This window comes from Nostoc flagelliforme FACHB-838, assembly GCF_014698065.1.
Taxonomy (GTDB): Bacteria; Cyanobacteriota; Cyanobacteriia; order Cyanobacteriales; family Nostocaceae; genus Nostoc; species Nostoc flagelliforme_B.
This window is the reverse complement of the sequence record NZ_JACJSI010000009.1, coordinates 66,988-81,275: the sequence shown is the minus strand read 5'-3', so window position 1 is coordinate 81,275 and position 14,288 is coordinate 66,988. Positions and strand designations below refer to the sequence as shown.

Genomic DNA, 14,288 nt, shown 5'->3' with positions numbered 1-14,288 from the left:
ACTTTTATATATCCATCAAACTGTTGAGGATAACTGCTTATTTGTCTCAACCGTTGGAGAAGGCGCAACTGAACAGGAGTTTTCAAGTATTTGTTCCAAAATATCAACAACTTCAAATACTCCTTGATTGTTGATCGCGGCGGCGTTGGCACGGTACTGAGCTAGGGTTTCCGGTTGGATTAGCTTTGCTACAGCTTGGTTAATATCGCGGAAATTGGGGACTACAATTCCAATCTCATTTTCTGCAATCCACTCAGCCGAAGGTCGTTCTTGAAACATACTTAGAGCGTTGCAATCTGTAATTACTGGCAAGCTCATTGCCACAGCTTCGCTAACACCTACAGAGCCTGATTTACCAATAAAGAAATCCGATAGATGCATATAGTAGGGAATTTCACTAGTAAAAGTTTCAATGAACCTTGGTAAACGACTCTTTTGACCGCGCAAAGTATTTGCTATCTCTTCATTGCGTCCGCAGATAAAAATAAGTTGTAGATTCAGTGACGATTTCTCTAGAGAATCGGCAATTTCTAGCATTGCTTTTGATCCCTGACTACCAAAAGTTATTAAACCTGTAGGTAAATCTGGATTTAGACCTAAGCGTTTTCTTTCAATTTTGCGATCGCTATTTACGGGTTCAGAAAATCGAGGATGAATTACTACTCCTGAAGTGCTGAAAATTCGCTCTTGCGTATAACCCAAATTTTTTGCTTGTTCAACTGCTCGTTGAGTAGGACAAATTAAAAATTGTCCTTGTGGATCAATCCAGAAGTTGGGTGGACAATCGGCATGATCGGTCATTACCGTTGTAAAAGGCACATTAGGCGATACTACTTGCAAGCTTTGATTAATCAGACCGTTGATATAAGGCAGTAATGAAACCACCATATCAGGTTGATGCTGCTGCCAGTATCTTTTAAAACGTCCTAACCAAGCAAAACGAGAAAGGCGTATTTGTAATTTGAATGAAGGAACTAAGAAAGGGTCATTAATAATTTTTGCCCAATTCTTTTTGAGGATTAGCTGATTATAAACGTAGTGGGGAGCAGTTGTGCCAATAATTTCTTTGAAAGCATCGACTATATGAATTTCCCAAGGCAATTGCCGCTTCTCGATCACTTTTTGCAAAGCATTGGCTGTGCTGCGATGACCTGCACCTAAATCATAAATCATCAAATATACTTTTTTCATGGCTTTTCCATTGGGTTTGTATTTGGGTTCGAGACAATCTTTTTAAATTTCATATCTAAATTCAACAAGATTATCTTTCAGTAGTTTTGTCTGTTGCTGCTACCATTGATTTACTTCCATTAAATTTCAACGCAACGGGCTTTTGATTCTCGATACGGAGTTGATTGAGCTTACCTACTCCCATCCACTGATAAACTGCATCGCCAAATAGGGGAAAAATTTGCCATAGCCCCATCAGCAGTTTTGATATAGTTTCTGTTGTCGGATCTTGATTGACAATCACTTCTGCTTCATTCTGCTTAATAGCGCGGATGACGGCTTTTGCGACATCATCCGGTGTAGATGCACCTGCTAACTTTGGTATAGGTACGCCAGTATCGGCAATCATTCCCTCGTTAGAAACATATCCCGGACAGATTGCAGAAATCTCCACGCCAGTACTAGCTAGTTCTTGTCTAAGTGCATCAGTCCATATAAGAAAACCAGCTTTGCTAGCAGAGTAAACACTGTTATAAGGGTTTCCTTTTTTACCAGCCAGAGAAGCAAGATTAACAATGTGACCCCTGTTTTGGGCTAACATGGTTGGTAGTACCAAACGACTTAATTCCATCCCCGATAGCAAGTTAATTGTTAATATTGACTGTAACTCCGCAGTTGAATAATCTTGAAATTTTTTGTATATCTCTATACCTGCGTTGTTAATCAAAATGTCAATTGGCCCTGCAAGTTGATTAATTTGCTGAATGAGGTTTGGCAGATCCTCAAGCTTGCTGAGGTCATATTTAATACCTAACCAGCGACCTCCTAAAGCTTTGACTTCGGTAGCTACTTGATTTAGTGCCTCTTGCGATCGCGAAACCCCAACTATAGTTGCTTTTTCTTTTGCCAAAGCACGAGCAATAAAGACTCCTATCCCGCGTGAGGCTCCTGTCAAAAGTACTGTCTGACCTGCAATAATTGACATGATTGCTTAACATCCTCTTTCATCAGTACCAACCTATCAGTCCGCCAAGTCAACAATGCTTAAGTAAACCAAGTTTTAGAATCTTTCTCTCTTTTTCTCCGTGTTCTCTGTGCCTCTGTGGTTCGCTAACCACACTCACTAGGAAGTAGCAACGCTCTCTTTGAGAGAAGGGAAATGCTTACCACCCAGTTCAATTTGTTCCTCTTCAACTCCAGTTTTGATTCTGGCGAGTAAATATTTCCAGTCAGAGGCGATGATATTTGTGCCATGATCTGGTTCTATCAAACTAGCTAAGGCAATATTGCTGCCATATTTATTCACTAGATTGTATATACCTAAGAAATTAAAAACTCCTGATTCATAAGTTCCACAAGGAACCGAGGGATTTTGAACTCCAGTGCAGTATTCATGGGGTTGCAACCATTCTTTTGAAGGATATCCGTGGAAATGAATCATTGGCATCCCATTTTCAATTAACTCTGGTGCGTATAAAGCAGCAGCCAGTGCGATCGCCACCATGACATAGATATCATAAGAGGGTTTGATATCGCCTACTACAGAATCAAGTCCTTTTGGTAACTGGAGTAATAACCTATCTTGTAATCCAACCCTAAACACGTCTGTTTCTAAATTCAGGTTTGTTTTATTTGAGCCTGAACGAGAACTAGCAAGCCAGATATCTGGGATTTGTTTAAATACGTATTTTTCGGCAATCTTGGTTTTGATATACCTTCTACCAATTTCATTCTGACGCAGTTCATCACGGCTGAATCCTGCGATCGTTGATAAGCTGTCCCACTCCCTCTCGGATATTTCTACAGCACCGATATATTGTGGCGGTTCAGCGTAAGCAACAAAACCGTAAGAAACTCCGGTTCTGCCATTTATCATCCAGTCTACAATATCACGATGAGACTTTCTTTTCATCACATCGTTAATTTTAAAACCAGAAGGTAGTAAGTCTGTTGATGCTAATTCTTTACCCAATTTGACTAATTGGCCTGCATATAGAGATGCTTTCGCGTCATATTCACCAATTTCAAATCGACTTAAAGGTAATGGTTGAATTGGTACAAATATTTTAGGAATTAAAGACTTAGAAACGAACTCATCAAGCAACTCTGTAGAAAATACTGAGTCTGAGAGGTTCATGTTTAAGATAGAGATATTGGTGTTATCAACCCCAATCACAATTTCCGAAAAGTTCTTGATGAGAGTATTTACACCAATTGGAATTTTTTGCTGATAAGGTATCTTTGGATCGACTAGCTTTGGATTCAGTTTTGTTAAAACGATCGCTTGAGTATTTGTTGGGTCTTCAAGTGGTTGAACACTCTCTTCAGCCCAACTGATAAATTGCATGATTTTAGAAGCAGATATCGGGCTATTGTTGAAAACAAAACGAGAATATAATCGATAGAGCAATTCTGCTAAAAGTATCTTTACTTTACCAAATAAAGAAGGATGCTTTTCAACATCTACTACAGCATTCACACCTGATTTAACTACTCTTGTGGTAATATTCTTTTTCCAATTAATCAAAGGAATAGTAATTTCGTAGTTAAACTCTTTAGTTGCTTCTTCCCAAGATAATATCTGAACTCCGTTTTCTTGCAGTTTATGTTCTAGCTCTTTTCTAAACTGTAAAACTGTTTCTTCTTTGTAACCATTAGGCAAAGGTCTAAAGGTAACTTTTAGCTTATTTGCCATCAGTTTTGGATCGATGACAGGAGGGATAAAGCCTGTAATTTTACGACAATAACCACCAATCAAACGCCCAATTGTTTGCAAACTCAGGTCTTGAGCTTTAGTTGTAGAACTATCACTAACGACATCGTTACTTTTTTGCAGAAATGCGAGGATTTCTGTTTTGCGTTGAGCTAGTTCTGTGCGGATCTCTGCTGTTAGTAATCCTTTGGGGGAATTAATCTTGAGTTTATCATTATCAGCCCACAACTGAACGCCTTGATGATTAAGATTTTCCAAAAGTTCTGATACGTTCATAGATTCACCATTTTTGTTGTTATGTAAATAGAATTCAGGGGTCACGAGTCAGAATGAATTATGTATCAATAGGCTTGGCTAAAAGGCAGTTTTTTGAACGAACCGCATACTCCTACGGAGAAGCAACCTGCGCGCAGCGTCTCGTTAGAGAAGGGCGCAAAGAACACAAAGGAAGAAATAAATGCTTAACTTAAATTTCAAAGGTTTCTGATTCAGAAGCTTCTACTTCTTTGGCTAAGTGCTGTGAAAGTGACTCTATAGTGGGATAATGCACCAAGAGAAGTGGAGACATATCAAGTCCGAGAAATTGTTTTCCAGTACTAGCGATCGCGATCGCTAGCACAGAATCTAAGCCGTAACTGTCAAAAGGTAGCCGGACATTGATTTCATCGGGTTTGACTCCCAGTTCTTGGGCAATTTGATTAACTAACCAAGCTTGAATATCTTCTGCTGTCAGAGATTTAAGACTCAGTTGCTGCAATGTTATGTTAGTTTCCTCCTGAGTTTCGGTCTGCTGGTGTTGCTTCTCTAATAGCTCAAGCAGTCTCGGCAGCAAATTCAACTCTGCTTGTGAAAGTTCTGCGGTCATTTCTAACTGCTTGACTAATTGCTTGAAGTCTGCATTGTTGAGAGATTTATTCGGGGAGACGCTCTCAACTTTCTCGTGCCCATTACGATTAGCTCCAAACCAATGACGCTTTCGCTGCCAGGGATAGGTTGGTAATTGCAGACGTTGACGGGAGTGATTTAGGTCAAAAGCTAACCAGTCTACTTTTGCCCCATGTACATATAAAGTCCCCAAACTTTCTAGTAGCTGTTGCCAATCTTCTTTTTCTGGATGCAAACTAGGAAGCGAAACTTTTTGATTCTTAGATAAGCGATCGCTACCTATTTCTACAAATATTTCGTACCCCTGTTGAGCTAAAATATATACGCTGGCTGCATTTACGGGTTTTCGTACTTGCTCAGACCAATACTCAGGGGTAGCTATTTCACCAGTTAGATCAGAAACTACGGGAATTCGTGGTTGAGAGTAGGTTACTTCCTTAGCGATTTTTTCAAACTCGTCTACTTGGGACTTGACAACCAACTTTAAGGCATCTTCCAAGCTGAAAACTCCAGCTACACAAGCAGCAACGTATTCCCCGATATCGTTACCCATAACTGTGGTGGGTTGTATACCCCAAGATTTCCATAACTGGAAAAGGGCATACTCTAAGGAGAAGAGGGCAGGGGGGGTGAGGGAAGATTGAGAGAAAAGTAACTCTGGTAATGGTTGCTCTAAGTAAGGACGCAGGATTTGATCGCAATGGTCGAGGGCAGCACGGAAGGTAGGTTGAGTTTCGTAGAGTTTACGCCCCATTCCTAGATGCTTGTAGCTCAAACCTGTGAAAATGAAGGCTATTTTCGGAGAACCTGCGACCTTTCCTTTAAATAACCCTGTTACTTCTTGCCCAGTGCGGAAGGCGGCTAGCTTTTCATAAAGTTCGTTAGATGAAGATGCTACCACACTTAACCGATGCTGAAAGTGCGATCGCCCGCTATTGGCACTAAAGCAGATATCTCCTAAAGCTAAGTCTGGGTTAGCAGCCAAGTGCTTCTCATACCGTTCGGCTAGTTGAATTAGAGCTTCGTCTGTCTTAGCTGATAGTGCTAGTAAATGTAAGGGGCGTTCTATTGATCTTGGCGCTACTTCTGAAATTGGAGCCTCTTCCAAAATCACATGAGCGTTAGTGCCGCTAAAGCCAAAGGTATTAACTCCCGCCAGTCGGCTCTTTGCTCCTACAGTCCAGGGCATCCGCTCAGTTGGAACTTTTAGCCTGAATTCATTCCATTTAATGTTAGGATTAGGCTGCTGAAAATGCAGATGTGGTGGGATTTCTCCATGTTGCAAAGCCAGCACCACTTTAATTAAACTGGCGATCCCAGAAGCGGGTTCTAAGTGACCAATGTTGGTTTTTACTGAACCAATAACTAAAGGCTGATCTTGAGGACGATTCTTACCAAATATTGCCCCCAAAGCTGCCACTTCAATTGGTTCTCCAACTGATGTCCCAGTACCCTGAACCTCTACATAGTCAATCTGGGCTGAGTCTACGCCACTATTTTCTAAAGCTTGGCGAATCGTAGCTTGCTGAGACATCCCATTAGGAGCAATCAAGCTACTACTACGCCCATTGTGGTTCACCGCAGAACCCCGAATCAAGGCTAAGATATTATCCCCGTCAGCTAAAGCATCTTTGAGGCGCTTAAGGACGACGACACCACACCCTTCTCCTTTCACAAAACCATTGGCAGCAGCATCAAAGGTTTGACAGCGACCGTTAGGATTTAACATCCGTGACTTGGAGAGAGCAATGCTGGTGTCTGGGACGAGATTCAAACCAACTCCGCCAGCTAAGGCTAAATTGCACTCTCCCAGCCGCAAACTTTGACAAGCCAAATGCACTGAAACTAATGAAGAAGAACAAGAAGTATCGATCGCCATACTCGGGCCTTTTAGCCCTAAAATATACGACAAGCGCCCAGCCGCTACACTCAAGGAGTTACCGATCGCGCTAAAAGCGTCGATTTGGGTTGAATCTCCTACTAAGGACATTACCTTGCTGTAATCATTGAGGTAAATGCCGATAAACACTCCTGTAGAACTGTTATACAAATGCTCTGGTGCTTGAGTTGCATTTTCTAAAGCCTCCCAACCAACTTCTAGTAACAGCCGTTGTTGAGGATCTATACTTGCTGCTTCCCTAGCTGAAATTCCAAAAAATTCTGGGTTAAAGCCATCTACCTGAGTTAAAAAACCACCTTTGCGGGTACACACCTTGCCAGGAGCATCAGGATCTGGATCATAGAATTTTTCAATATCCCAGCGATCGGCAGGAACTTCAGTAATAGCATCAACTCCGTTGCGTAACAGTTGCCAGAATGCCTCTGGATTCTCAGCACCGGGAAATCTGCAACCCATACCAATAATTGCAATTGGTTCTCGTTTGGCATACTCCAACTGGTTAACTTTGGCTTCCAGGTCTTCAATCGCCCGAAGTGCCCGCTTGATGGGTGATACACTATTTTCTTGTTCTGACATCTCTTCAGTACCTCATGCTATTTAATTTACCAAGCAGCAGTTCTTCCGCTTCGCTGTCTGATAAATCGTCTAAATATGAATCAGTTACAACTTGCTCCTCATGGTTGGTTTCTTGTGACTCGACAGCAGATTCATCAGAAATTAAAGATGCGTTAGCGTTCCCGGAGCGTCTCGTAGAGAAGCTTACCGTTGGCGTTCGCGTTAGCGTCTCTGAAAGAGAAGCCTCTCGTAGAGAAGGTATCGCATCTTTAAGTAGATAATCGACAAGTGCTTCGATCGTGGGATAGTCAAAAACTAAAGTTGAAGGTAGAGAACAACTCAGAGTGTTTTCCAAACGGTTTTTCAACTCCACCGCCATCAGAGAATCCATGCCGAGATCAAGAAAACCTTGTTGCGGCTCTAATTCCGATGCATCAATCCCTAAAAGCTTAACAAGTTCAGTTTGGATATGAGCAATTAAAAGAGTTTGCCGCTCGTTTACAGGGCTTGCCTCTAACTGTTGTAAAAATTGTGTTCGCTGCAACGATGGTTTTTTATCTATGGCAATGAAAGATTCCAGAAATGGTGAAACCACACCTTCAGGAAATTGTTCGCAGAACTTAGGCCAGTTAACTGGCAATACTCCTACCTGACTTCTATCCTGTTTTAGTAAATTTCCTAATATCTGCAATCCCTGTTCTAGTGGTATTGACTCCATCCCTTGAGCTGCTAATCTCGCTTGGTCGCGGTTTCCCAGACTTGTAGCCATGCCAGCATCTTTCCAGAGTCCCCAGTTGATGCTCAATCCTGGCAGTCCCGATGCTCGGCGATAATCGGTTAACGCATCCATGAAAGCATTAGCGGCTGCATAATTTCCTTGACCTGGCGAACCTAATAACGCCGCAGCCGAGGAAAATGTGACAAAGAAATCCAGTTGTAACTGCTGGCTCAATGTGTGCAGAATCCAAGTTCCTTTAACCTTGGCTGCCATAACTTGCTCGAAGGACTTCCACTCCTGCTGTCGGAGGATGCCATCTTGAAGCATCCCAGCAGCGTGGATAATTCCTCCCAGAGGCGGCATTGAGGTTTTAATTTCCTCGAATACTCTAACCATATCGCTCCAGTGGGCAACATCAGCTTGAGTGATCGCTACCTTAGCTCCCAGATTTTCCATCTGAGCGATCGCTTGGAGTACTTCAGCTGATGCCTGTTTGCGCCCAGTCAGCATTAAGTGCCGCGCCCCTTGCTCTACCATCCACTGTGCTACTTTTAGACCTAATGCTCCCAATCCTGCAGTAATTAGATATGTGCTATCCAATTGCAGAGATATTGAGCGAGCCTCTGGTACTTCGCTGCGGATGAGACGAGCCACATAACGCCGTCCTTCTCGGAAGGCGATTTGGTCTTCCCCTTGAGAATCCCAAATCTCTGCTAACAGATTTACTGCTTCATCTGTGGGAGCATCGGGAGCTAAATCTAGTAGTCCTCCCCACAACTTGGGATGCTCTAAAGCAATAACTTTACCCAATCCCCACAAAGAAGCCTGGGCTGGTGCTTGCAATGAAGATACTGCTGGTACTGCTCCTCTAGTTACTAACCACAAACGGGGCAAGGCGAGGCGTGAGGCAAGAGCTTGCACTAGATGCAAGGTACTGGCACAACCAAGAACCTGAATCTTTTCTATTAAAGGGACGGTTAATTCTGAAGTCAATCCTGCTTCTAAACTCCACAGGTGAACAACTCCTTTTAACGGTAAGTTGTTAGTTCCCACTACCTCCTGGAAAAGCCGCTCAAAATCGGCTGGATTCGATGGGTTAACACTCCAAGTTCCAGGCTGTTTAACTTCATAGCTGTCCCCAGGATAGACCAGAAAACAACTTTCACCTTGCTCTTGTAAAAGATGCGCTAAAGCTTGTCCAACACCCCGTTTGTCAGCTAAAATCAGCCAGCTACCAGGTTCTTGATCGCTGATTTGTGTCAACTGACGGGGCTTGGGCTGCCAACTAACTTCGTAGAGCCAATCTTTGTAAGATGCTGCTGTTAGTTGTTGCTGATGTTGCTTGGCTAATATTTCTAGCAGCTTAGGCAGTACTTTAATTTCTTCTTGGGAGAATTCTGTTGCAGTTTGTAAGTATTTGGCTAGTTCTTGAGTCTCCCCTTGATGTAAGAGATTGAAGATTTGAGTCTGAATACAATCTTGGGATAAAGACTCTGTTTTTGAATGCCCATTCTTAACTGCTTCAAACCAATAGCGCTGGCGTTGAAATGGATAATTTGGTAAAACAACTCGACGACGGGCATAGTCTCGATCAAAACCATTCCAGTCTACGATCGCGCCACTAATGTACAATGCCGCTAAACTGTCAAGGATTTGTTGCCAATCATCACGCCCAGTCCGCAGGCTAGGTAGCCAAGTTCCCTCTCCGTCCGGTAAGCAATAACGACCCATTCCCATTAGTATAGGCTTGGGGCCAATCTCGACAAATATTTTGTAGCCCCTCTGATACAGAGCCTCCATGCTGTCTGCAAATCTTACTGCCTGCCGCACATGATTGCACCAATACTCAGGGGTAGCCATTTCATCTGTAATTGGTTGACCAGTGAGATTGGAAATTAGGCTAATTTTAGGTGAAGAGTAGGTAACATTTTTGGCTACTTGCTCAAACTCACCTAGCATTGGTTCCATTAAGGGAGAGTGGAAAGCATGAGAAACTTGTAACTTTTTCGTCGTGATTCCTTGTGTCCGCAGAATGTTGGTAACTGTTTCTATAACGTGGCGATCGCCAGAAATTACTATATTCTTAGGGCCATTAATAGCAGCAATGGCAACTTGGGCATAAGGTTCAATAATTGAGGTTACTAAAGCTTCCGACGCAATTACCGCCACCATCTCACCATCTTGGGGCAATGCTTGCATGAGACGAGCGCGTTCGGCAATTAACTTTAGACCATCTTCTAAACTAAATATCCCGGCAATACAAGCAGCTGCATATTCACCTACGCTATGCCCCATCACTGCATCTGGTTTGATCCCCCAGGATTCCCATAACTGAAATAGAGCATATTCCAGAGCAAACAAGGCTGGTTGAGTGTAAGCTGTTTCATCTAAAAGCGAAGATTTGCCTGCTTCGGGATAAAGAATCTCAACTAAAGGTTGCTTAAGATATGGATGGAGAATTTGGGCGCATTTGTCAATAGCTTCCCGAAAAATCGGTTGGGTATCGTAGAGTTGACGACCCATACCTAGATACTGCGATCCCTGACCGGTGAATAAAAATGCTAACTTCGGCAATTTCTTTTTCTTTAATTGCCCACTCCTAAGACCGGAAGTATCTTCTCCAGCCTCAAAAGCACTCAATTGCTGACAAATTTCTACAGCAGATTCACCAACAACAGCCAGGCGATGCTCAAAATGCGATCGCCCCGTATTTCCACTGAAGCAGATATCCGCCAACGATACTTCTGGATGAGACGCAAAGAAATCTTGATACTCTTGTGCTAGTTCCGCTAGAGCCGGAGCAGTTTTCGCCCATAGGGTCAGAATGTGCTGGGGACGTTCAACTTCACTCGTGACTGGGGTTGGGAGCGGTGCTTCTTCTAAAATTATGTGGCAATTGGTGCCACCGAAACTAAAAGCACTGACCCCTGCCAAGCGACTTCCAGAGGAAGACCAAGGCTGACGCTCAACTGGAATGGCAAAGGGTGTGCCTTCTAGAGAAATATAAGGATTAAGCTGCTTGAGGTGCAGATGGGGGGCGATTTCCCGTTGCTGCATTTGTAAGACCACCTTGATCAGGCCAGCCATGCCAGCAGCACCTTCCAAATGACCAATGTTGGTTTTGACTGAGCCAATCCAACAGGGTTGCTCTGGAGAACGACCTTCCATCAGTACAGCTTTGAGGGATTTGACTTCAATGGGATCTCCTAAAGAAGTGCCAGTCCCGTGAGCTTCTACATAGCTAATCTGCGCTGGGGCGACTCCAGCCTGTTCTAGAGCTTGGCGAATAACTGCTTGCTGGGAAGGCCCATTAGGGGCTGTCAGTCCATTACTCGTACCATCTTGGTTAACTGCCGAGCCTCTGATTAACGCCAAAATGTTGTCTCCATCACGGAGAGCATCTTCTAGACGCTTAAGTACGACTACGCCACAACCTTCTCCTCTGCTATAACCATCAGCACTAGCGTCAAAAGTCTTACAACGCCCGTCAGGAGCCATCATCTGAGCTTGGGAGCAAGAAATTGCAGGCTCTGGAGCTAACATCAAGTTAACTCCTCCAGCTAGGCAGAGATTAGACTCTCCGTTTCGCAAACTTTGGCAAGCTAAATGAATTGCTACTAATGATGAAGAACAAGCCGTATCTATAGCTATACTGGGGCCACGCAGATTCAGCAAGTAGGATAGACGATTGGCGGCAATGCAAGGGGTAGTCCCTGTAGCACTATATGCACCTATTTGGGAAGAGTTTTTGTAGATCAGTTTGTGGTAGTCAGCGTTGGTAAGACCGATGAACACCCCTGTTTGGCTACCAGCTAAAGTTTTTGGCACAAGTCCAGTATTTTCTAAAGCTTCCCAAGCTACTTCTAAGACTAATCTTTGCTGGGGGTCTAGATGTTCTGCCTCGCGGGCAGAAATTCCAAAAAAGTTGGGATCAAATAAATCTACCTGATCTAAAAAACCGCCCGAACGGGAGTTCATTTTTCCTGGTGTCGCTGGCTTAGATTCATAAAAGGCGTTTATATCCCATCGTTCTGATGGTACTTGTGCGATCGCATCTACTCCATCACGCAAGAGATGCCAAAATGATTCAGGATTTTTAGCTTTGGGAAAACGGCAACCAATGCCAACAATTGCTATGGCTTCCATCAAAATATTATGCCTCTTTTTAACTAATTACTAATTCGTAGTTAAGAATTAAATTACGAATTGCGAATTAGGGATTTCCAAGAAATAAATTACCCAAATAAACCTAGACGCCGAGAACACAGAGAACACACAGGAATAAAGAAGAGAGAGTTTTTGGGATATTTTTTATTGGGAAGTCCCTTACGGATTGCTTTAACTGTCTTGAGCTAGAACCGATTTTTTGAACTCTTTAAAGACCGGAATATTGTTTTGAATTGCTTTGTCAATTGAGGCTCCAGCAGCCATAATCCCCATGTTACGGTTGACAGCCCACTGATAATCTAGGCGATTAAATAATCTCCGCATCAATTCCAAAAGACTTTGATGATATTTCAGTCCGGTTTGATAACCTTCGTGTTCTTGGCAGAAGCATTTTTCCATCCAATCAAGTGCTTCTTTTGTTTCCATCTCAAATAAAGGAGACTTCAAGAGCTTGTAGTAAAAGAGCATTAACATCTGGTCATCATAAACACAACGACCAGGTAAGACTCCAGAAAGTCCGCTCAAAAGGTTGCGTTGGATTTGATAGACTATGGAACCAGAGATAAATTTCTCGTAAGCAGTTGGCTTCGGGAAATCTTTATACATATCTCTGGCAATGGTTTGAGAGATTGTGGTATGGAAAGCCTCATCCAATAAGTGGTAATAAGAAACAGCTGTTGGGGCCGGAATATATTCGCCTTTTTGCTCTAACTCTCGGTAATACCTGACATAAGGATATTCTTGATTCTTGAGAATCGCATTAGCGGTGTAGCGCAAGGAATAGTACTGACACGCCATAAACGGCGACATACCCCAGTGAACAGTAAAAAACCGTAACCAGTGGCGGGGTGCGATTCGTCCTGCTAGTCCATCTGCTGGTGCAGGAATCGGCTCACCTTTTTCTTCTAAATTTCTCAAATACTGAGAGTAATACTGTTTTTTATTGCTCAACATTGTCTTAGCGATCGCGCTTAAGGTATTGTCTCGCTGTATTGAAAAGGGAGAACTTCCTTGACTAGAGGTGAAATACTCTCGCACAGGTTGAGGAATTAAAAGATTAAGCCAACTATTATTGTCTTTTGCTGTTTTGCCATAAAGGGAATTACCCAATATGGTTTTGCCAACAATAGCCATTTTCGATTTGTAGCCTATCTTTTGAAAGGTACGAATGTGGTAGCTTTCCTGCTCGGTTTCAAAGTCCAGTTCATCACAAAGTGTTTCATAGCCACCAACGGCACGAAATACACCAGACGTTACCATGTTGTAAATACTTGTACTGGCTTCGCTAACAGCAGTATGGTTATAATTACCAACCCAATAAAGATGGTTAAGCGCTAGCTTTTGGCTGTCAGAAGCAGCATCATAAAGAGGAGTCCCATACAGAAGCGAAAGGTCAGGTTTACTCCAATAATAATTGCTGTTTTTGGCGTAATTAAATTCTTGACCCAGTTCTTTAAGTTTCTCAGTATAATCTGAGTCTTTATTATTTTGGTAAGTTTTTTCAATCCGATGGAAGTGCGTTCGCTCCTGCGCTTCTAATGGTTCGAAAGTCTTGTTTACAGTTACCATGATTTTCTCCTGAATGCACTAAATATGAAGAGAATTGAGATTATTTTTCAACTTTTAATTCTGAGACTAAATGCTTAACTAGAGCCTCAACAGTTGGGTAATCGTATAGTAGGGTTGGATCGAGTTCACATCCCAACCAGTCTTCCAAATCACCTGTCAAACCGACTGCTGCTGAAGAGTCTAAACCATAGCGGTCAAAGGGTATTGTGACTTCGATTTCTTCTAAATCGACTTCCAGTAAGTCAGCTAGATATAAGACTATCCATGCTTGAATCTCTGTTGCTGTTGGGATCTGCTTAGTTACAACTGTAGATGTGGTATTCAATTCAAGATTCTGCATTGTCATAATTTAAGTCCTCGTCTATGTAGATGTTTCAACAATCAAATGTGTTCAATTTTTCACTGCAACCATACCTGTCTTAGGAATATGAATATTCCTAACCAAGCTAAAAAACTCTAGAAGATAAATGATCCCCGTATCTGGAGCTATCTGCGACCACTGCAACTGAGCTTTTGTCAATCTAACTGCCTATAGATAGACCTATAGAGAGTTTGCAGGTATCTACTTGGGATCGCTTTCTTTTGCCTCTGATATCATGATCGGTAAATTA

At 42.6% G+C, this 14,288-nt stretch carries 7 protein-coding genes; all 7 read right to left on the bottom strand.

Annotated features, from left to right (window positions below; translation table 11 throughout):
* Positions 1 to 15 precede the first annotated feature (15 nt).
* Entirely contained in the window at positions 16 to 1,191 is a 1,176-nt protein-coding gene (locus H6G97_RS07190; protein WP_190939978.1) for an MGDG synthase family glycosyltransferase, read from the bottom strand.
* A gap of 70 nt (positions 1,192 to 1,261) precedes the next feature.
* Positions 1,262 to 2,155, bottom strand: coding sequence for an SDR family NAD(P)-dependent oxidoreductase (locus H6G97_RS07185; RefSeq protein WP_190939977.1), 894 nt, complete (start codon positions 2,153 to 2,155; stop codon positions 1,262 to 1,264).
* 138 nt (positions 2,156 to 2,293) lie between these two features.
* Positions 2,294 to 4,159 (bottom strand): TubC N-terminal docking domain-related protein, encoded by a 1,866-nt coding sequence (locus H6G97_RS07180; RefSeq protein WP_190939976.1) that lies wholly within the window; start codon positions 4,157 to 4,159, stop codon positions 2,294 to 2,296.
* A 190-nt stretch (positions 4,160 to 4,349) separates the two neighbouring features.
* A complete protein-coding gene (locus H6G97_RS07175) occupies positions 4,350 to 7,244 on the bottom strand; it encodes a type I polyketide synthase (RefSeq protein WP_190939975.1) in 2,895 nt (964 codons plus the stop codon).
* A gap of 4 nt (positions 7,245 to 7,248) precedes the next feature.
* Positions 7,249 to 12,087 carry a type I polyketide synthase gene (locus H6G97_RS07170; protein WP_190939974.1) on the bottom strand — a complete coding sequence of 1,613 codons (4,839 nt, stop codon included), beginning with the start codon at positions 12,085 to 12,087 and terminating at the stop codon, positions 7,249 to 7,251.
* 192 nt (positions 12,088 to 12,279) lie between these two features.
* Positions 12,280 to 13,677: a hypothetical protein gene (locus tag H6G97_RS07165; protein ID WP_199349284.1), complete on the bottom strand. Its 1,398-nt coding sequence runs from the start codon at positions 13,675 to 13,677 to the stop codon at positions 12,280 to 12,282.
* Positions 13,678 to 13,717: 40 nt separating this feature from the next.
* Complete coding sequence (locus H6G97_RS07160) at positions 13,718 to 14,023, bottom strand: acyl carrier protein (protein WP_190939973.1); 306 nt, start codon at positions 14,021 to 14,023, stop codon at positions 13,718 to 13,720.
* Positions 14,024 to 14,288 lie beyond the last annotated feature (265 nt).

Bases quoted from the DNA above. Each gene is read 5' to 3' on its own strand.
- H6G97_RS07190 (WP_190939978.1), bottom strand. From the start codon at position 1,191: ATGAAAAAAGTATATTTGATGATTTATGATTTAGGTGCAGGTCATCGC.
- H6G97_RS07185 (WP_190939977.1), bottom strand. From the start codon at position 2,155: ATGTCAATTATTGCAGGTCAGACAGTACTTTTGACAGGAGCCTCACGC.
- H6G97_RS07180 (WP_190939976.1), bottom strand. From the start codon at position 4,159: ATGAACGTATCAGAACTTTTGGAAAATCTTAATCATCAAGGCGTTCAG.
- H6G97_RS07175 (WP_190939975.1), bottom strand. From the start codon at position 7,244: ATGTCAGAACAAGAAAATAGTGTATCACCCATCAAGCGGGCACTTCGG.
- H6G97_RS07170 (WP_190939974.1), bottom strand. From the start codon at position 12,087: ATGGAAGCCATAGCAATTGTTGGCATTGGTTGCCGTTTTCCCAAAGCT.
- H6G97_RS07165 (WP_199349284.1), bottom strand. From the start codon at position 13,677: ATGGTAACTGTAAACAAGACTTTCGAACCATTAGAAGCGCAGGAGCGA.
- H6G97_RS07160 (WP_190939973.1), bottom strand. From the start codon at position 14,023: ATGACAATGCAGAATCTTGAATTGAATACCACATCTACAGTTGTAACT.